At 71.4% G+C, this 18,202-nt stretch carries 21 protein-coding genes and 1 pseudogene; 10 read left to right on the top strand and 12 right to left on the bottom strand.

Going from position 1 to position 18,202, the window contains the following annotated elements:
- Positions 1–31: 31 nt before the first annotated feature.
- The 3 genes from ACIPAE_RS01860 (at position 32) to ACIPAE_RS01850 (ending at position 4,909) form a co-directional block, all read left to right on the top strand.
- Positions 32–559, top strand: a complete 528-nt coding sequence (locus tag ACIPAE_RS01860) for a DapH/DapD/GlmU-related protein (RefSeq protein ID WP_329374109.1) — start codon at positions 32–34, stop codon at positions 557–559.
- A gap of 149 nt (positions 560–708) precedes the next feature.
- The gene (locus ACIPAE_RS01855; RefSeq protein ID WP_402442250.1) at positions 709–2,739 is read left to right on the top strand and encodes a tetratricopeptide repeat protein; all 2,031 of its coding nucleotides are present in this window, start codon (positions 709–711) and stop codon (positions 2,737–2,739) included.
- A 145-nt stretch (positions 2,740–2,884) separates the two neighbouring features.
- Positions 2,885–4,909, top strand: coding sequence for a tetratricopeptide repeat protein (locus ACIPAE_RS01850; RefSeq protein WP_402442248.1), 2,025 nt, complete (start codon positions 2,885–2,887; stop codon positions 4,907–4,909).
- Here ACIPAE_RS01850 and ACIPAE_RS01845 read toward each other — a convergent pair.
- The 3 genes from ACIPAE_RS01845 to ACIPAE_RS01835 all read right to left on the bottom strand — a co-directional run bounded on the left by ACIPAE_RS01845 (position 4,882) and on the right by ACIPAE_RS01835 (position 6,151).
- Positions 4,882–5,388 carry a DUF6907 domain-containing protein gene (locus ACIPAE_RS01845; protein WP_402442247.1) on the bottom strand — a complete coding sequence of 169 codons (507 nt, stop codon included), beginning with the start codon at positions 5,386–5,388 and terminating at the stop codon, positions 4,882–4,884. The two genes, ACIPAE_RS01850 and ACIPAE_RS01845, sit on opposite strands and share 28 nt — an antisense overlap.
- Positions 5,389–5,514: 126 nt before the next feature.
- The gene (locus ACIPAE_RS01840; protein WP_328466829.1) at positions 5,515–5,919 is read right to left on the bottom strand and encodes a hypothetical protein; all 405 of its coding nucleotides are present in this window, start codon (positions 5,917–5,919) and stop codon (positions 5,515–5,517) included.
- A gap of 13 nt (positions 5,920–5,932) precedes the next feature.
- A complete protein-coding gene (locus ACIPAE_RS01835; RefSeq protein WP_366413018.1) occupies positions 5,933–6,151 on the bottom strand; it encodes a hypothetical protein in 219 nt (72 codons plus the stop codon).
- Between the two features lie 221 nt (positions 6,152–6,372).
- Between ACIPAE_RS01835 and ACIPAE_RS01830 the strand changes: the two genes are divergently transcribed.
- The 4 genes from ACIPAE_RS01830 to ACIPAE_RS01815 all read left to right on the top strand — a co-directional run bounded on the left by ACIPAE_RS01830 (position 6,373) and on the right by ACIPAE_RS01815 (position 8,445).
- Entirely contained in the window at positions 6,373–7,209 is an 837-nt protein-coding gene (locus ACIPAE_RS01830) for a helix-turn-helix transcriptional regulator (RefSeq protein WP_402442244.1), read from the top strand.
- On the top strand, positions 7,185–7,406 hold the full coding sequence (locus tag ACIPAE_RS01825; RefSeq protein WP_402442242.1) for a DUF397 domain-containing protein: 222 nt from the start codon (positions 7,185–7,187) through the stop codon (positions 7,404–7,406). Before ACIPAE_RS01830 ends, ACIPAE_RS01825 begins: the two co-directional genes overlap by 25 nt.
- 118 nt (positions 7,407–7,524) lie before the next feature.
- Positions 7,525–7,722 (top strand): DUF397 domain-containing protein, encoded by a 198-nt coding sequence (locus ACIPAE_RS01820; RefSeq protein WP_329366837.1) that lies wholly within the window; start codon positions 7,525–7,527, stop codon positions 7,720–7,722.
- Between the two features lie 27 nt (positions 7,723–7,749).
- Positions 7,750–8,445: a haloacid dehalogenase type II gene (locus ACIPAE_RS01815; protein WP_402442240.1), complete on the top strand. Its 696-nt coding sequence runs from the start codon at positions 7,750–7,752 to the stop codon at positions 8,443–8,445.
- A gap of 126 nt (positions 8,446–8,571) precedes the next feature.
- Here ACIPAE_RS01815 and ACIPAE_RS01810 read toward each other — a convergent pair whose 3' ends face one another.
- The gene (locus tag ACIPAE_RS01810; RefSeq protein ID WP_402442238.1) at positions 8,572–9,198 is read right to left on the bottom strand and encodes a class I SAM-dependent methyltransferase; all 627 of its coding nucleotides are present in this window, start codon (positions 9,196–9,198) and stop codon (positions 8,572–8,574) included.
- Positions 9,199–9,263: 65 nt separating this feature from the next.
- On the opposite strand from ACIPAE_RS01810, the gene ACIPAE_RS01805 reads away from it, so the two are divergent.
- On the top strand, positions 9,264–9,959 hold the full coding sequence (locus tag ACIPAE_RS01805) for a TetR/AcrR family transcriptional regulator (RefSeq protein ID WP_402442236.1): 696 nt from the start codon (positions 9,264–9,266) through the stop codon (positions 9,957–9,959).
- Here ACIPAE_RS01805 and ACIPAE_RS01800 read toward each other — a convergent pair.
- The 3 genes from ACIPAE_RS01800 to ACIPAE_RS01790 all read right to left on the bottom strand — a co-directional run bounded on the left by ACIPAE_RS01800 (position 9,952) and on the right by ACIPAE_RS01790 (position 12,221).
- On the bottom strand, positions 9,952–10,398 hold the full coding sequence (locus ACIPAE_RS01800; RefSeq protein WP_402442235.1) for a GNAT family N-acetyltransferase: 447 nt from the start codon (positions 10,396–10,398) through the stop codon (positions 9,952–9,954). The genes ACIPAE_RS01805 and ACIPAE_RS01800 overlap by 8 nt on opposite strands.
- Positions 10,399–10,429: 31 nt before the next feature.
- Positions 10,430–11,320: a class I SAM-dependent methyltransferase gene (locus tag ACIPAE_RS01795; protein ID WP_402442233.1), complete on the bottom strand. Its 891-nt coding sequence runs from the start codon at positions 11,318–11,320 to the stop codon at positions 10,430–10,432.
- A gap of 91 nt (positions 11,321–11,411) precedes the next feature.
- Complete coding sequence (locus ACIPAE_RS01790; protein WP_402442231.1) at positions 11,412–12,221, bottom strand: SDR family oxidoreductase; 810 nt, start codon at positions 12,219–12,221, stop codon at positions 11,412–11,414.
- A 134-nt stretch (positions 12,222–12,355) separates the two neighbouring features.
- On the opposite strand from ACIPAE_RS01790, the gene ACIPAE_RS01785 reads away from it, so the two are divergent.
- On the top strand, positions 12,356–13,201 hold the full coding sequence (locus tag ACIPAE_RS01785) for a LysR family transcriptional regulator (protein ID WP_402442229.1): 846 nt from the start codon (positions 12,356–12,358) through the stop codon (positions 13,199–13,201).
- Positions 13,202–13,231: 30 nt separating this feature from the next.
- Here the strand turns inward: ACIPAE_RS01785 and ACIPAE_RS01780 are convergent.
- The 3 genes and pseudogenes from ACIPAE_RS01780 to ACIPAE_RS01770 all read right to left on the bottom strand — a co-directional run.
- Positions 13,232–13,681 (bottom strand): annotated as a pseudogene (locus ACIPAE_RS01780) (DUF6879 family protein); the annotation flags it as partial.
- Between the two features lie 12 nt (positions 13,682–13,693).
- Entirely contained in the window at positions 13,694–13,843 is a 150-nt protein-coding gene (locus ACIPAE_RS01775; RefSeq protein WP_402442228.1) for a hypothetical protein, read from the bottom strand.
- Positions 13,836–14,105 (bottom strand): hypothetical protein, encoded by a 270-nt coding sequence (locus tag ACIPAE_RS01770; RefSeq protein WP_329366855.1) that lies wholly within the window; start codon positions 14,103–14,105, stop codon positions 13,836–13,838. The genes ACIPAE_RS01775 and ACIPAE_RS01770 overlap by 8 nt, the downstream gene beginning before the upstream one ends.
- A gap of 274 nt (positions 14,106–14,379) precedes the next feature.
- On the opposite strand from ACIPAE_RS01770, the gene ACIPAE_RS01765 reads away from it, so the two are divergent.
- Positions 14,380–14,667, top strand: a complete 288-nt coding sequence (locus ACIPAE_RS01765; RefSeq protein WP_402442226.1) for a hypothetical protein — start codon at positions 14,380–14,382, stop codon at positions 14,665–14,667.
- 63 nt (positions 14,668–14,730) lie between these two features.
- On the opposite strand, the gene ACIPAE_RS01760 is transcribed toward ACIPAE_RS01765, so the two are convergent.
- Together ACIPAE_RS01760 and ACIPAE_RS01755 are read right to left on the bottom strand one after the other, a co-directional pair.
- A complete protein-coding gene (locus tag ACIPAE_RS01760) occupies positions 14,731–16,797 on the bottom strand; it encodes a WD40 repeat domain-containing serine/threonine protein kinase (RefSeq protein ID WP_402442224.1) in 2,067 nt (688 codons plus the stop codon).
- A 149-nt stretch (positions 16,798–16,946) separates the two neighbouring features.
- Positions 16,947–17,909 (bottom strand): pirin family protein, encoded by a 963-nt coding sequence (locus ACIPAE_RS01755; RefSeq protein WP_329366861.1) that lies wholly within the window; start codon positions 17,907–17,909, stop codon positions 16,947–16,949.
- Positions 17,910–18,202 lie beyond the last annotated feature (293 nt).

Genomic DNA, 18,202 nt, shown 5'->3' with positions numbered 1-18,202 from the left:
TCAGCGCATGTCTACCCGCACAGAGCAGGTCATGCAGGTCCATACGCCCGAGTTCGCGCGTCATGTGGAGCGGATCGTGGAGGTGACCGATGCGACGTCTCGACTGAACGTGCTTCCGTTCAGCGACGGCGAAGGCCGCGCGGAACTCCTTTCTGTTGTGTTCGGTGGCCCGCTGCCGGAATCGGTGACGATCTACCCACCGTTCTTCACCGAGTACGGGCTGAACACGACGTTCGGGGAGAACGTCTTCGTCAACCAGGGATGCACCTTCATGGACAAGGGAGGCATCCGTATCGGGAACGGCGTGATGATCGCCCCGAAGGTCAGCCTCATCACCGGCGGCCATCCGCTGCCCCTGGCCGAGCGCCGCGCGTACCTCTCCTTCGCCCCGATCGTCATCGAGGACGACGTCTGGATCGGGACGGCCGCCGTGATCACGCAGGGGGTGACCGTCGGTGCCGGTGCGGTGGTCGCCGCCGGCGCGGTGGTCACTCGTGATGTTCCTGCCGGCACCATGGTCGCGGGAGTGCCCGCCCGGGTGATCAAGAAGACCGGCTGAGCCCGAGCCCGGCCTGGGCTGCTGGACCGCCGACGGCTACGGTCCTCGTCGCAGTGCCGGACCGGGCTCGAATCCAACGGGCACGCCGTAGATTGGCTGTTGGATGGTTCGGGTGCTGAGGGAGCGGTACGTCGTACGGGGAGGCGGTTGTGGATTCCGCGAACACGCCCACGACCGGGACCCCTGTCACGAACTCGATCAGTGACGGGCTCTTCTTCAGCACCGTGATCCAGGGCCGTTCCATCACGGTCCAGTTGCCACCGACGATCATTCCCGCGCTGTCGGGTCTGCCCGCACCCTCGTCCGCGTTCGCGGGCCGCGACGGCGACGTGGAAGACCTGCTCGCCGCGCTGGCCCCGGCGCCCGAACGGCAAGAAGGCGAACGTCACGAGGTGGTGCTGGTCGCGGCCGTCGCCGGCCTCGCCGGCATCGGCAAGACCGAACTCGTCGTCCAGACCGCCGCCCGGGCCCTGGCCGAGCCCGGCTGGTTCCCCGGCGGCGCGCTCTTCACCGACCTCAACGGCTACGACACCAACCCGCAGCGCCGCCTGAGCCCACACCAGGCCCTCGACGGCTGGCTGCGTGCCCTCGCCGTCCCGCCCGAGCACATCCCCGACCAACTCCCGAACCGGGCGGCCCTCTTCCGTACCGTGCTTGCCTACTACGCCGAGCAAGGCCGACGGATTCTGCTGGTCGTCGACAACGCCGGCAGCGAGGACCAGGCCCGCCCCCTGCTCCCCACCGACCCGCACACGGCCGCACTCGTCACCTCCCGCCACACCCTGGACATCGGCGCCCGCCTCCACGACCTGCCCGCCCTCGACACCACCGCCTCGGTCGACCTCCTGCGCCAGGTGCTGCGCCAACTCCGCGGTCCTGCGGACACCCGTGTCGCCGACGCCCCCGAAGAAGCGATGCGCATCGCCGAGTTGTGCGCGGGGCTGCCGCTCGCGCTACGGATCACCGCCGCCCTCCTCGCCGAGATCCCGGCCCAACCGCTCGCCTCGATGGCCGACGCCCTCCGCGACGAGCGCACCCGCCTCGACCGCATCCGCCGCCCCGGCTCCGAACAGGCGGTCCGCGCCGCCTTCGACCTCTCCTACGCCCACCTCACCCCCGACCAGGCCCGCCTCTTCCGCCTGCTCCCCCTCAACGCGGGACCCCACGTCTCCACCGAGGCCGCCGCCCACCTCGCCGACCACGAGGCGTACTCCACCGGCGAGTTGCTGCGCGACCTCGCCCGCGCCCACCTCATCGACCCCGCCGAGGAAGCGTGGGGCCGCTGGCGGCTCCACGACCTCGTCCGCCTCTACGCCGACGAACGCGGCCGCGAGCAGGCCGAAGCCGACCACCGCGCCGAAGCGGCGACCCGCCTCCTGGACCACTACGTGCGCACAGCCAAGGCGGCAGGCACCCACCTCGATGAACTTTCCAGCGGACCGCCATCCGAGCCGTTCGCCGAGCGTGCTGAGGCAGCGGCCTGGCTCGAAGCTGAACAGGTCAACCTCGTCGCCGCCGCGACAGTCACCGCTCGACAGTACGACCACTCCGCGCAGACGGACCTCGCCTTCATCTTGAGCCGGTTCTATAGATTCGGCCGCCATGTCGACGACTGGATCACCCTCGCCACCGCAGCCGCAGACATCTTCCATAGGACTGGTGACCGGAACGGCGAGGCCAAGGCACTCAACAACCGTGGCCTCGCCCTACGAGTCGCTAAGCGCTACGACGAAGCCGTCACCGCCCACACCGCCGCTGCCAACACCTTCCGAGAGATGGGTGACCGCCGCAACGAAACCAGCGCACTCAACAACCTCGGCCTCGACCTGAGAGACGTACAGCGGTACGAACAATCCGTCACCGTCTTCACCGCTGCCCTCGACATCTGCCAACAGATCGGCACGGGCAACGGCGAAGCCACGGCACTCATCAACCTCAACCTCGGCATCGTTCTGCACGGTGCCCAACGCTTTGACGAAGCCGTCAATGCCTTCACTGCCGCCGCCGAGATCTTCGGGAGAATCGGCGAAGCTCACCGCGAAGCCGGAGCGCTCGGTCACCTCGGGATCTCCCTACGAGCCGTCCAACGCTATGACGAAGCCCTCATTGCCCACACCAGCGCCGCCGAGATCTTCGGGAGCATCGGCGCAGACGAGAAGGAGGACTTGGCGCTGAAGTAGCCGCCCCCGCGCCCCTCACCACCGCAAGGTCGGGCGCCGCGCACTCGCCGGACGGCCGTGCGCGACATCGCTCGCCGAACGCACCTAGATTGGCTTCTGGATAGTGCGGGTGTGAGGAGCGGTACGTCTCGCCTGGGGGGCGGTTGTGGATTCCGCGGACAAGGTCACGAACTCCGAGGACGGCGGCGGCGACAGCGGGGAGGGCGGCGCCCACGGGGGCCGGGTGCTCTTCGACCTGGTGGTTCAAGGCCGCCCTGTCACCGTTGAGTTGGCCGGGAGCGTGCTGCCCGAGGTGACGGGGCTGCCCGCTCCCTCGGGGGCTTTCGCAGGGCGGGCAGCGGAGTTGGGCGAGTTGGTGGCCGTGTTGGACCCGGCCGCTGACAGGGGGGCCGAAGGGCAACGGGTGGTGCTGGTCACCGCGGTGCCGGGGCTCGCTGGGGTCGGGGTGACCGAAGTGGCCGTGCAGGCGGCGTTCCGGGTGCTGGCCGAGCCGGGCTGGTTCCCCGGCGGCGTGCTGTTCGCGGATCTCGACGGACATGACCCCGACCCGGACCGCCGCCTGGTGCCGCATCGCGTACTGGACGGGTGGCTGCGGGCGCTCGGGATGCCGCCCGAGCACATACCGGACCAACTGCCGGGCCGGGTGAGCCTGTTCCGAGGGGTGCTCGCGGCCTACGCCGAGCAGGGCCGCCGGCTTCTGGTGGTCGTCGACAACGCGGGCAGCGAGACCCGCACCCGCGCCCTGCTTCCGGCCGACCCGCACACGGCCGCGCTCGTCACCTGCCGTCGCACGATGGACATCGCAGCCCGGCGCCACGAGGTGGCCGCCCTCGGTCCCGCCGCCTCGGTCGAGGTCCTGCGTCAGGCCCTGCACCAGCTGCGCGGCCCGGCCGACACGCGTGTGGACGACGCGCCCGAAGACGCCCTGCGCATCGCCGAGTTGTGCGCCGGCCTGCCCCTCGCGCTACGGATCACCGCCGCCCTGCTCGCCGAGCGCCCGGCGCAGCCGCTCGCCGCGATGGCGGAGGCGCTCCGAGCCGAGCACACCCGGCTGGACCCGATCCGCCACCCCGGCGCCGAACAGGCCGTCCGCGCCGCCTTCGACCTGGCCTACCGCCACCGCACCCCCGGCCAGGCCCAACTCGTGCGGCTGCTTCCCCTCGACGCGGGCCCCCACGTCTCCACCCGGGCCGCCGCCGCCCTCATCGGTCAAGCCGCCCTCATCGGTCAAGAGGCGCAGACCGCACAGGAGTTGCTGAGCGACCTCGCCCGCGCCCACCTCGTCGTACGCCTCGCGGGGTCGCGGGACCACTGGCGGCTGCACGACCAGATCAGGGAATTCGCCGAGGAGTTGGGCCGCGAGCACGCCGAGGCCGACCACCGCGACGAGGCCGCGGCCCGCCTGCTCGACCACTACCTCGCCACCGCGAGGGCCGCCGACGCCCGGTGGGAGACGCGGGACGGCGCACCGTACGACGACGCGTACGACGACGTGTTCGGCGACCGCGCGCAGGCGCTGGCCTGGCTCGACGCCGAACGCGCCAACCTCGTCACCGCGGCCACCGTCACCGCGCCCCGCCACGACCACCCCGCGGAGACCGACCTCGCCGCGGTGCTCGCCGGGTACTTCGTGCACGGCCGGCACTTCGACGACTGCACCGCCCTCGCGACGGCCGCCGCCGAGATCCTTCACGAGCGCGGCGACCTCACGGGATCGGCGGCGATGCTGACCAACCTCGGCGCCGCGCTGATCGAGGCGAGCCGCCACGACGGGGCGGTCACCGCGCTCACCGCGGCGGCCTCCATCCACCGGGCCACCGCCGACCACCAGGGCGAGGCCATCGCCCTGAACAACCTCGGCCTGGCCGAACTCGGCGCGGGCCGCCACGACGAGGCCGTCACCGCGCTCGCCGCGGCGGCCACCCTCTACCGGGCGGCGGCCGCGCACGCCGACGAGGCCGCCGCGCTGAGCAACCTCGGGGCCGCGCTGATGGAGGCACGGCGCTACGACGAGGCCATCGCCATCCTCGCCGCCGCCGGGCACGCCTACCGCGCGGTCGGCGACACCCTGGGCGAGGACCAGGCGCTGGAAGCGCTGGAGGACGCCCACGCCAGACGCCGGCAGAGCCACCGGCCAGGGAGTCAGGGCGAGCCCTGGGGCTCGGAGTGAGTGCCGCTGGCCCAGTCCTCGCGAGCCGCGATCAGAGCAGGCCGCACCTTGCGGTCGAGCAGATCGGCCTGGGCGCGAAGCAGATCGGCTACTTGCAGCAGCCCCTCCGGGTCGAGGTCGATGAACCAACTCTCCTCACACAGATGGACGTTGGCCACCGGCACGCGAGGGTCGGGGAGTTCGGCGTAGGGCGTGCAGTCGAGGGTGCAGGAGAAGATCTCCTGCTCGGAAGGGCGCCCGGATCGGTCGGCCGCGGTGTAGACGGTGGCGGTCTGCCCGGGGAAGCGGGCGCTGTGGTGGATGTCGGCGAGCCGATGAGCCAACTGGTCCACGGGCACGTGGTGTTCGCTCGGGTCGTCCCCGGCCCACGGCGGCAGATAGCCGCTGAGGGTGTGCCCGTCGACGGACGTGAGGGTCCACCGCCGCGCGGGTCCGGGTAACTCCGGGAACTCGGCCGGTGCGGGCGGAATGCTGATCATGCGCGGTGTTCCTTCTCTACGGCTCTGCCGCTCTACGGCTCTACGACTCACGGACGACGGTCGTCCCGGCGACGGCTCCACGGCTCGATACCCCTTCGCCGCGCGCATGTTCGGGACGTCCCGCCGCTACATCCACGACCGGCGTGGCAGCGGAAACGCGGTCGCTATCCGCGGCGGATCGTCCAGCTCCCAGCTGTGCCCGCCCGGGTGCCCCTCGAACTCGCTGCACGGGCTGTCCACTTCCCGCCCGGCCGGGCAGTCCGGTATCTCGATCACCGCGCTCGGGGTGCCGCCGTCCCGCCACAGCGCCCACAGCGTCCCGGCCTCCGGCCCGCGCAGGTTGAGCGCCGCACCGTAGTGAATCGGCCCTCGGTGCACCTCGATCGTGCACACGAGCGTCGCGAACATGTCCTCCCGGGTGTACGCGTACACGTCGTCCGCCTTCACCAGGCTGAGCACCGTACGTACCAGCTCGTCCGGCACCAGCGTCCGCCTGCCGCAGATGAAGCGCTGCGCGCGCCGCACCGGCATGTCCCCCAACTCCTCACGTCCTCGTTCCGGTTGCCGCCACGACGAACGTGCCCGTCAACGCCTCTACGCGCAGGTCGCGTTCGGTGGCCGGCCGCACGCTTCCGGGGTCCGCCGACCACAACCCGCCCCGCCCGGGGCGCTGGAGGGACAGCAGGCCACCGGTCTGCCGCAGCACCTCGCCGAGGTCTCCCGTCATCGTGTCCACCACCCATGTGCCTTCCGGATACAGCATGCGTTCGGTCTCTCTGTGATCGATTCCTGACGTTCCGTGAACAAGAATGCCGTGCGCACTCTACGATCGGCAGAGGTGAGCCGTTGCCGTACATATGGGACTAGTTGGCGAGCCATGCACGGAAAACGGCAGACCGAAACTACGCAACCATCTGGCACCATGCGCGCGCAGTGCGCCGTTTGACCTGGTGCCAGGACAAGGAGAAAGGGCTCTCTTTTCTGATGAACAACGCCGAGGAAGCTACCATCACCGCTCGGAGTATGTACGCGGAGGAGCTCGCGCGCCTGCGCAAGCTCCACGGCTGGACCCTCGTGGAACTGGGCGACCGCTGCAATTACGAGCAGTCGTACCTGCACCGCCTGGAGACCGGCGGCCGTCTGGGCACCCTGGAGGCCGCGCAGGCGCTGGACAGGGTCTACGGAACCGGGCACGTGGCCAAGCTCTGGCTGCTGGCCAAGGAGGAAGCGAAGCGGAGCAGGTACGGGGGCTTCGCGGAGGTGGAGGCGGACGCCACCAGCATCCAGGAGTTCTGCGTGAGTACGGTCCCCGGACTGCTTCAGACGAAGGGCTACGCCAAGGACCAACTCCGCGCGGCCGAAACAGCGAGTACAGAGCAGCAGGCCGCGGGAGTGGTCGCACGGATCAAACGGCAGGAGATCCTCAGCGGGGAAAAGCCGATCGACTATCGCAGCCTCATCGACGAGTCTGTGCTGCGACGGCCCACGCTCGACCCAGGCGTGTGGATCGAGCAGCTTGAGAAGCTCATCAAAGCCGCACAACAGCCCAACATCGCCATCCAGGTCGTACCATTCCGGGCCGGCCTGTATCGGCTGCTTCCCAGCTCGATGAAGCTACTCTGGCTGCCGACCGGACGAACGGTCGCTTATGTGGAGAGCAGTTGGAGCGGCCAACTCATCGAGGAATTCGAGGAAGTGGAAGAACTGCGTTTGTCCTACGATCGACTGCGGGACTCCGCGTTGGCTCCCTCCGAGTCCCTTGATCTGCTGCGAAGCGCACTGGAGGACCACACGTCATGTCTCACACCACCGTCGATCTGAGCACTGCCGCCTGGCGTAAGTCGTCCTACAGCAACGGCTCGGACCCCGACAGTTGCATCGAGGTGGCCGACGGCCACCCCGGCATCGTCCCGGTCCGCGACTCCAAGGACCCCCAGGGCCCGGCCCTGACCTTCACCGCTGACGCGTGGACGTCGTTCGTCTCGGCTGTCCAGGCGCACGAATTCCCCACCGCCTGACCGCAATTCAGGCCAAACGGGCGCACGCGACTACCCAAAGAAGTCGCGTGCGCCCACACTTATTCTCTCCCAGCACCACGTCCCGCTCGACACTCGCCCCGTCGAAGGAGCACGTGACATGCCGTACACCTGGCGCAAGTCGTCCTACAGCGACGGCCCGAACCCCGACAGCTGCGTCGAAGTAGCCGATGGCGCCCCCGGCATCGTCCCGGTCCGCGACTCCAAGGACCCCCAAGGCCCCGTCCTCACCTTCACCGCCGACGCGTGGACCTCCTTCCTCACTGCCGTGCAGGCGAACGACTTCCCCACCCTCTGACCCCCATCCGCTCGGGAGAACTCGCACATGCCCGCCCCTGAGATCGACGCCCTGGTGTTCGATGTGCTCGGCACGCTCGTCGACGAACCCGCCGGAATCCGCGCCGGAATCCGTGGCCTCGTTCCGTCGCTCGCCGACAGCGCGGTCGAGGAGCTGTTGCAGGTGTGGCAGCGCCACATCGAGGATGCCCAGCAGCGCATCCTGGACGGGAGCCGGCCCTACGCCGCCAGCGACGTTCTGGACCGCGAGGCCGCTCAACTCGTCGCCGAGGCGGCGGGGTTCGGTGATGCAGCCGCAGTCGACACGCTGGCGTTGGCGGGCCGGCGGCTGCCGGCCTGGCCCGACACCGTGGCCGGTCTCGCCCGCCTCGCCGCACACTTCCCGTTGATCGGGCTCTCCAACGCCGGCCGGACGGCGTTGCTGGGGCTCAACGCCCACGCGGGTCTGCGCTGGCACCAGGCGCTGTCGGCTGAGGACGCGCGCACGTACAAGCCGACCCCGGCCGTCTACGAACTCGCGGTCACCGTGGCCGGAGTGCCGCCGGAGCGGCTGCTGATGGTCGCCGCCCACGCCTGGGACCTGCGCGGAGCCCAGCGCCTCGGGCTGCGCACCGCGTACGTGGCCCGTCCCGTCGGGGACCCGCCGACGCCGGCGGACCGGTTCGACCTGCACGCCAAGGGACTTGACGACCTGGCCGACCAACTCGGGCTGCCCGTGGGCTGATCGGGCCGCAGATGAGACGCAGCTCGTTCCACCCAATCGCCACCCTGTGCCTGGGCAAGGTCGGCAGTGGGAAAGCGGCGGCCGGGTGTCCTGGATGTCCGGCCGCCGGCGGTCGTCAGCCAGGGCTCAGGCCGTGGTGGCGGTGCGGTGCAGCGTGAACCAGAACGTCGGGACGGGATTGGTGCCGGGTGTCACGTCGACCAGCCGCCACCCGGTGAACCTGGCGGTGAGTTCGTCGGCGGTGACGCCGGACACCAGGTCGTCGAAGGCCCCGGGCCCGTAGCCGAACATCAGCAGGTGCGCGCCGGGGGCGGCCCGCCGGGTGAGGCCGGCCGCGTAAGCGTCGCGGCGGTGCGGGGGAATCCCGCAGTAGCAACTCAGGTCGAAGAACAGGTCGTAAGGGCCGGGCAGGCCCACCTCGTCGAGCCGGGTGGCGTCGGCGCACAGCACGGGGATGTCCACTCCGGCCGCCGCGGCCTTCTCCCTCGCCTGCCGGACCGCGCGGTCGACCAGGTCGACGGCCGCCACCTGCCAGCCGTGCCTGGCCAGGTACACCGCGTTGGTCCCGGTGCCGCAGCCGAGTTCGAGCGCCCGGCCCGGCGCCAGTGCGTCGGGGCCTTCGACCAGGGCCACCAGCTCGGGCGGGGTGATCCCGCTGTCCCACGGCGGCTTGCCATCCCGGTAGAAGTCCTCCATGTAGCCGCGCACCGCGGCCTCTTGATCGAGTTCCGCGGCCGTTCGTGTCTCGCCCATCGCCACACCCCTCCAGGAAACTAGAGTTCATCTCTAGTGACTGACTCTAGAGATAGACTCCGGTCATGGATGAAGTCAAGGGAACCGGCGGAAGCGTCAAGCGCCCCGACAAGCGGGCCGAGCGCTCGCGGCGCACCCGCGAGAAGATCGTCGCGGCGGCGCGGGACCTGTTCGTCGCGCAGGGGTACGGCGTGACGAGCCTCCAGGAGGTGGCGGATCGCGCGGGTGTGGCCGTCCAGACCGTGTACTTCGTCTTCCGCACCAAGCGCGGGCTGTTCAAGGCCGTCGTCGACACGACCATCGCGGGGGACGCCGAACCGGTCGCCACGATGGACCGCGCGTGGTTCCGCGCGGCGTGCGCCGAGCCCACGGCGGCCGGTCAACTGCGCTCCCACGTAAGGGGAGTAGCCGACATCCTCGGCCGTGTCGCCCCGATCATGCCGGTGATCGCGGCCGCGGCGGCCACCGACCCGGAGATCGCCGCGCAGTGGCCGGCCGCCGGTCCCGACCCGCGCTACACCGTCCAGCACGCCGCGGCGAAGGCACTGACCGCCAAGCCCGACGCCCGCCCCGACGTCGATGCCGACCGCGCCGCCGACCTGCTCTACGGGCTGCTCAGCCCGGAGCTGTACCTGATCTTCGTCCGCGATCGGGGCTGGTCCCCCGAGGCGTGGGAGGAGTGGGCCGCCACCACCCTCGCCGCCCAGCTCTGCACCGACGCCCCGGTCTCCACCGGCCGCGGGCAGGCCGGCGTCAGCTGAGGCGGAGGTCGATCCAGGGAATCGTGTCGCCGGGCAGCAGGTACCTCTCGATCTCGGCGAAGCCGTGCCGCGAGGCGAAGCGCAGTCCGTCCTCGTTGGAGGACAGCACGACGGTCTCGACCACCTCGGCTCCAAGCTCGCGTGCGCGGTCGAGCCCTCGCGCGTAGAGCCGCGCGCCGAACCCGCGGCGGCGGTACGGAGGCAGCACGCGGGCGATCACGGTGGCGGTCCGGGTGTCGTCCGCCGGCGGGCGCACCGTACTGCATCCCACCAACACGTCGTCGAGGTAGGCGACTTCGAGGTGGTGGCGCCGGGACCGGTCCCGTACGTCGGCCAGGGACAGGACGTGCGTCGGGATGATCGTGTTGTGGACGTGCTGCCAGTCGCGGAACGCGGCCTCGTCGGCGGGCTGGTGGATGCGCAGGCGGAGGTCGGCCATCAGCACAGGAAACCCGAGGGGGCGCCGGACCTCAACTCGGTTTCGGCGCCGCGGGGTCGGGGCGGCGGCGGGCGAGGTGGGCGGTGATGTCCGCGGCGATCCCGACCGTGGCGGGGAGGACCTGGCCGATCGCGCGGAACGCCTGGGCCCGTTCCGGGGCGGGCAGCATCAGATAGGCCGAGATGGTCGAGAGGTGGCCGAGGTAGTCGTCGGCGCTCATCGTCAACCGCCGCCGAATCAGCACCTGTTGGACGTCGGTGAACCACGCGGACCGTCGGAGTTCCGTGCCCGGCCACTGCATGGCGTGGTCCGGGGGTGTGCCGTCGGGCGACGGGATGTCGTCGCTGTCCAGGAACGGTGCGCGGGCGGCGCGTATCGCCTCCGCCAGGGCGAGGTCGGCCAGTTCGACCGGACCGCCGAAGGAGGCGAACACGCCGCCCGGTTCGAGGAGCGCGGCCACGCGGGGCCAGCGGCCGTCCGGGTCGGTCCAGTGCAGGGCCGCGGCGGCGTAGACCAGGCCGTACGTCCCGACCCCGACCCCGGCCCCGGCCCTGATCCCGGCCCCGGCCCCGCCCTCGCCTGCGCCCTCACCCGGGCTTTCGCCGCCGCCGGTGCCGCCGGTGCCGCCCGCGCCGCCCGGTCGCAGCTCCTCGAACGCGGCCCGCACCGTGCGGACGTGTGCCGGCACGTGCTTGCGCAGCTCCGCGAGCATCGCGCCGTCGGGCTCGGTCGCGGTGACCGCGATGCCGTGGCGGGCGAACAGGCGGGTGGCCTTGCCGGTCCCCGCACCGATCTCCAGCGCCGTGCGCACCGGGCGGCCCGCGAACTCCGCCACCACGTCGACCAGTTCGTCGGGGTACCCCGGGCGGAAGCGCTCGTACGCCTCCGCCCTCGCTCCGAAGCTCAGCGCGCGTCCTGACATGCGGGCATCCTGGCACGGGCCGCACCGTCAGCGCCCGTGCGTTTCGTGGGGCTGTAGCGGGGCCGTCGCGGGGCCGTGCATCAGGGACCGTCTACCAAGGCACCACGCCGGCGTCGTCGGAGAAGGTGCCGGTCGGGCCGTCGTCGGGGAGGGACGCGAGCCGGATCGCGATCCCGGCGCCCTGCTCGGGGGTGCGCACCCCGCGGAAGCCGTTGAGGTCGGTCGCGCAGTAGCCGGGGCAGCCCGCGTTGATCAGGATGTTCGTGTCCGCCAGCTCCTTGGCGTACTGGACGGTGACGGCGTTGAGGAACGTCTTCGACGCCGCGTACGCCGCGGAGATCGGGCCCACCTCGGCGCCGGGCGTGCTCTGGAGGGTGAGGGAGCCGACGCTGCTGGACATGTTCACGATCCGCGGCGACGCCGAGCGGCGCAGCAGCGGCAGCAGCGCGTTGGTGACGCGGAGGACGCCGATGACGTTGGTCTCCACGGCCGTCCGTACGGTGTCGAGGGCGACGGTGGTGGGCGTCTGCGGCGCGGCGCCGGTCACGCCGGCGTTGTTGACGAGGACGTCGAGGCGGCCGGCGCGCTCCTCGATCAGGCGGGCGGCGGCGGCCACGCTCGCGTCGTCGGTCACGTCGAGCGGGACGCCGAACGCGTCCACGCCGTCCTTCCGGAGTTTCTGTACGGCGGCTTCCCGGCGTTCGTCGTTCCTGGCGCCGACGCCGACGCTCCAGCCGAGGGCGCCGAGGCCGGCCGCGATCTCGTATCCGATGCCCTTGTTCGCGCCGGTGACCAGCGCGATCGTCCGGCCGCCGGCCTGGCTGCCGTCCTGACCGCCGGCCTGCCTGCCGGCCTGGCCGCCGTCCTGGCCGTTCACGGGTCCGTTCGTCTCTTCGCTCATGTCTTCCAGCGTGCTCCGCACCCGGGTCCGGGCGCCAAGACCAAGTAGGTGGGCGGCGATACCGCACGGGTATGGCCGCAGCTCATCGCTGGCGTTTCGGTCCGCGCCGGCGGCGTGTCGGGTACCTTGGCGGTATGGAGACGCGGGAGCTGCGGTACTTCGTCGCCGTCGCGGAGGAGCTGCACTTCGGGCGGGCGGCAGGGCGGCTCGGGATCGCGCAGCCGCCGTTGTCGCGGGCGATCCAGCGGCTGGAGCGGCGGCTCGGGGCGCCGCTGCTGGAGCGTACGAGCCGCGGTGTCGCGCTGACCGAGGTGGGGGCGGTGCTGCTCCGGGAGGCGCGGGCGGCGCTCGACGCGGTCGACGCCGCGGAGCGGCGGGCCCGGCGTGCGGCTGCGGTGCGCGGCCGTGCGGGTGTCGTGCTCGTCACGAAGGCCGGGGCGTCCAACGAACTGCTGGCGAAACTGCTCGACGCCTACGCGGCCGAGCCCGACGCGGTGCCCGTGGACGTCGTGCTGTGCGGGCCGGGCGAGCAGGAGCGGCTGCTGCGCGACGGGCGGGCCGACGTCGCGCTGCTGCACCTGCCGTTCGACTCGACGGCCGGGTTCGACACGGAGGAACTCCGTTCCGAGGAGCAGGTGGTGGTCCTCCCGGCCGGGCATCCCCTCGCCACCCGTGCGGAGTTGCGGATGGCCGACGTCGCCGCGCTGCCCGACCTGCCGCTGCCCCGCTGGCCCGACGTCGAGGGCACCTTCCCCGAGGGGCCCGGACCCCAGGTCCGCGACCACACCCAACTGCTCCAGCTCATCTCCCTGAGCCGGGCCGCGGCCATCCTCCCCGAGTCCTCCCGCACCCATCTCCTCGACGACCTCACCGCCGTGCCCCTCGTCGACGCCCCCAAGGTCATCACGGTCATCGCCTGGCCGCCGCACACCCACTCCCGCCCCCTCGCGGCCCTGGTCCGCACCGCGACCCGACTCTAGGGTCGCGAACCCCAAGGCCGGGCCGGGGCCCTACGGGGTCGTGGCCGGGGCGGGCAACGGGGCGACCTCGCGGGCGAAGAAGGCGTCGTACTCCTCGGCGCGGGCGTAGAGGGTGTCGAAGCCCGCGGAGGTCTCGGCGATGAGGGCGGGGTCGGTGAAGCGGTTGGCGCCGTCCGCGTTGCCGTCGGCGTCGTACTTCACCTCGAACATGGCGACGTCCCCGAGGACGACCACTTCGGGTACGGGGTGGCGCTGCTCGATGGCGGCGATGGTGCGGGCGTCGAGAATCCGGATCGGGTCGCCCACCTGGGTGCGCACCCGCAGGACGTACAACTCCCATTGCAGGTAGGGCGTCAGCGGGAATTCCACCACCCGCAGCCGCCGCTGGAGGACCCCGAGGCGGCGCGCCTCGCGCACCTGTTCGGCGTAGCTGTCGCGGCGGTCCTCGATGAGCCGGATCGCCGTGTCCCATTCACCGGCGGCGAACGCCTCTCAACTGGCGAAGCCCCGCTCTTTGAAGTGCTGGCCGCGCTCCAGTTTGTTCATGTGCCGGATTCCGCTCGAAAAGATCCGGTAGAACTCCGCGTGGTACGCGGGCCGGTCGAGCCGCTCGGGCCTGGCGGCGGCGAACGAGTCAAACACCGGGGATGTCCGGCTTCGCCGCGACGAGCATGCTCCGCGGGATCACCACCAGCCGCTCGTCCGCCCCCAACGAGACGCCGGCCGGCAGCCGTTGACCGAGTGACGCGGACAGGTCGCGGCCGATCACGGCGATGTCGCCGTTCTCCAGTTCCCACAGGTCGGGGCAGTCGGGGCTGTCGGAGGTGACACCCAACTCCTGGGGGGACTTGCCCAACCGCCGCCGAAAACCGGTATCCGGATCTGCGTCCCACGGCCTTGTCACAGTTGCCCCCTCGGACCGAGTTCGACCTGCACATTCCGGTATCCCGCCCACGGTAGCACCGGCCCCAAAGGGGCAATATTGTTTTGGGTCGATTCCGAAAGAAACAGGCCATCTCGTACGCACCGCCGAATCGCCTTACCCCACCTGCGATTTATGCGATCCTATTGAGAGAAAGCACGGCAATCGCACGACTGCGAACGACACGATCAGGAGAGCAGTGGACCCGGAAATCACAGCACTCACGCAAGAAGCCGGCACCACACTGGTCACTCTGATGGCCGCCGACACCTGGCAGGCGGTCCGCGGCGCCGTCATCCGGTTCTGGCAGGCGCTCCAACCCGACCAAACGGACGCGGTCGCCTCCGAGTTAACCGCTGACCAGCGGGAGGCCGCGGCGGCCGACCTCCACCCCTCCCGCGACAGCGAGCACACCCTCGCCGAGCTGCGCGCCCAGTGGCAGGCCCGCTTCCGCCGGCTCATCGCCGCCCACCCCGAAGCCGCCTCCGACCTCCGCGGCCTCCTCGCAGAACTCGGCCCCCTCCCCACCGCCGCGGAGCGATGACCAACGACCCGCACAGAAGGGGGCACTCCCTCGCCGCCGGAGGCGGGTTGGGCGGCTACGGGGTCAGGTGGCGAGGGTCCACAGCATCAGGCGGGCTCCGCCGGTGGCGAGGGTTTTGCCGTCGGGGCTGAGGGCGACGCAGGTGGCGGGGGTGCCGTGGGGGGTGGTGTTGAGGACGGCGCCGGTGTCGGCGGTGGCGAGGATCTTGCGGGTGGCGGTGGACCAGAGGGAGACCGTGCCGTCGGAGTTGCCACTGGCCAGCATGGTGCCGTCCCGGCTGTAGGCCAGTGAACTGGCCGTGGAACGGGGGTTGGTGAGCCGGTATCCGGCTTCCCGGGTGGCGGCGCCCCACAGTTGGACGTTGCCCTCGCCGGTGGCGGCGGCGAGGGTGCGGCTGTCGGGGCTGAACGCCACCGAGTTCAGGTTGCAGTTGGTGGTGGACAGCGTCGAGATCTCGCTTCTGAGGAAGACGTCCCACAGGTCGAGGTGACCGCGGTCACTGGTGGCATCGCTCAGAGTGTCGCCGCAGCCGACCGCGAGCAGCTTGCCGTCGGGGCTGAACGCCATCGCCTGGGCCCACCACTCGCCACCGCCCTTGAGCTGGGCGACGCGCGCGTTCGAGGTGAGGTCCCAGAGCGAGACCACCGTGTCGTTGTAGCTGGTCGCCAGGAGCTTGCCGTCCGGGCTGAGCGCGAGGACGCTGAGGAACCTGATCCACGCGCCGTCGTTCGTGTGCGCGTCGAGCGAGGAGACCGCTCCGTAGGTGCGCATGTCCCACACCTCGACGGTTCCGTCGCCGTTTCCGCTGATGAGGGTCTTGCCGTCCGGGCGGTACGCCACGGCGTAGACCGACTCGGTGCCGGGCGCGGTGGCGCGCCTGCTCGTCGGGAGGGTGACCCGGTGCTGATGGGTGCGGACGTCCCAGACGCTGACTCCGCCCGCGCCCTGGGCGGCCGACAGCGTGCTGCCGTCGGGGCTGAACGCGATGCCGTAGATGCCCCGCGCGCTGTCGCCGGCCAGGGTGGCACGGGGCGTGAGGGTCACCTTGCCGCCGGCCGCGGAGTGGGCGCCGCCGGAGCCGGACGGGGTGCCGTTGCCGGCTGCGGCGCCCTTGCCGCTCTCGTGCGAGCCGCCGTGCTCCACGGCGAGCGGAATGCCGACGCCTGCCGCGACCACGACGCCGAGCCCGGCGGCGAGGAGGGCGCGACGGCTGTGCGCCGGGCGGACCGACGGGGGTAACAGCGGTGCTCCCGGGGGCTGTTGGTCGGTCAGGTACCGGGTGGAGCCGTCCCCTGCCGCCGGCCGTCGCTGCCGGGCGAGCACCTGGTCGAGGAACCCCGCCACCCAAGCCGCGTCCGGCCGCCCGGCCGGCGCCTTCGTCAGCAGGGCCGTCAGCAGTGGCGCCAACTCGCCTGCCCGCTGCGGCGGTTGCAGCGGTTGGAGCAGGATCGCCACGTACAGGTTCGTGAGCGTCTCCCCGGTGAAGGGCGGCCGGCCCTCCACCGCGGTGTACAACGTCGCCCCCAGCGACCACAGGTCCGACGCGCCCGTGACCTCCTTGCTCTCCAGTTGCTCGGGGGACATGTACCTCGGCGTGCCGACCATCGCGCCCGACTCCGTCAGCGTCGTGCTGCCCTCCGTGAGGCGGGCGATGCCGAAGTCCATGAGGGCGATGCGCCCCTCGGCCAGCAGGATGTTGTCCGGCTTGACGTCGCGGTGCACCACGCCCGCGGCGTGCGCGTGCGCGAGCGCGTCCAGTACGGCCGCCCCGATCTCCGCGGTCTCCGCCACCGGCAGCGGCCCGCGTTCGTCGAGGACGGCGCGCAGCGAGCGGCCCGCGACGTACTCCATCACGATCATCGGCGCGCCCTCGCGCTCCACGATGTCGTAGACGCCGACGATCCCGGGGTGGCGCAGGTTCGCGGCGATCTTCGCCTCCCGCCGCACCCGCTCGACCCGCACCCGCTGCTCCACGGCGGAGGTGCCCTGCGGGACCAGGATCTCCTTGACCGCCACCGCGCGTTCGAGCGCCTCGTCGTGGCCGCGCCACACCCGCCCCATGCCGCCCTGGCCCACCAGCTCGACCAACCTGTAGCGGCCCGCAACCACGTCCCCCACATTCGCCGTCACACCGGCCACGGTAGGGAGCCCCGCTCCCGGCCCTCAACCACCCGCCACTCTCTGTGGCAATTCCGTTGCACCCGCCCCCCGCGGGTGCGGTCGGTGCGGTCGGTGCGGTCGGTGCGGTCGGTGGGGTCCTTGCGGTCGGTGCGCCGGCGTCAGCGGCCCAGGGGGGAGTCCGCCGGGATCGTGCCGAGCCGGCCGGCCTGGAAGTCGTCGAAGGCCTGGGCGAGTTCGGCGTGGGAGTTCATGACGAACGGGCCGTACTGCATCATCGGCTCGCGGATGGGAAGCCCGCCGAGCAGGACGACCTCGAAGTTCGCGCTGCGGGAGTCCTGCTTGTCGTGGGCGCGCAGCGTGAGCGCGTCGCCCTTGCCGAAGACGACCGCCTGGCCGAGGTGGAAGGGGCGGGCCTCGGGTCCGGCGAAGCCGCTGCCGGCGAGTCCGTACGCGAGCGCGTTGAAGTCCGCCCGCCACGGCAGCGTGACGGTCGCGCCCGGGTTCACCGAGACGTGGATCATAGTGATCGGGGTGTGGGTGGCGCCCGGGCCCTGGTGCCCGCCGAGGTCCCCGGCGATCAGGCGGATGAGGGCGCCGCCGTCCTCGGAGGTGAGCAGCTTCAGGCCGCCCGCGCGGATGTCCTGGTACTTCGGCGGCATCATCTTGTCCGCCTTCGGGAGGTTCACCCACAGCTGGAGCCCGTGGAAGAGGCCGCCGCTCAGCACGAGGGACTCGGGCGGCGTCTCGATGTGCAGCAGCCCGGACCCGGCGGTCATCCACTGGGTGTCGCCGTTGGTGATGGTGCCGCCACCGCCGTGGCTGTCCTGGTGCACGAAGGTGCCGTCCATGATGTACGTCACCGTCTCGAAGCCACGGTGCGGGTGCCACGGGGTGCCCTTCGGCTCACCCGCCGCGTAGTCCACCTCACCCATCTGGTCCATCAGGATGAACGGGTCCAGGTGGCGGTAGTCGACTCCGGCGAAGGCGCGGCGGACCGGGAAGCCCTCGCCCTCCAGTCCGCTCGGCGCGGTGCTCACCGCGAGCGCGGGCCTCGGCGTGCTCCCCTGCGCCGGACTCACCCGGGGCAGGCTCAACGGGTTCTCTACGGTCACTGCGGGCATGACGGCCTCCTAGCGAATGCTCAGCTTCCAAAGTAGTTGAACTCTGAACATCTCGCAAGGCGTGAGCATTCCCTCACGGCGAGCAGACCCGCCGGGGTGGTGCGTTCTGTCGGTTCCAGGGACCACCCGCCGGTGGGTGGCTTGTCGCGCGGTTCCAGGGACCACCCGCCGGTGGGTGGCCTGTCGCGCGGTTCCAGGGACCACCCGCCGGTGGGTGGCTTGTCGCGCGGTTCCCCGCGCCTCTTGGTACGTGCGGCTCCCACCGCGTGCTTGCGGGCGACCCGGGCGGACCC

Origin of the sequence: Streptomyces sp. NPDC087270 (assembly GCF_044744625.1) — a bacterium.
GTDB lineage: Bacteria > Actinomycetota > Actinomycetes > Streptomycetales > Streptomycetaceae > Actinacidiphila.
Note: the sequence above shows the minus strand (reverse complement) of the source record. Positions and strands in the feature narration are given on the sequence as shown.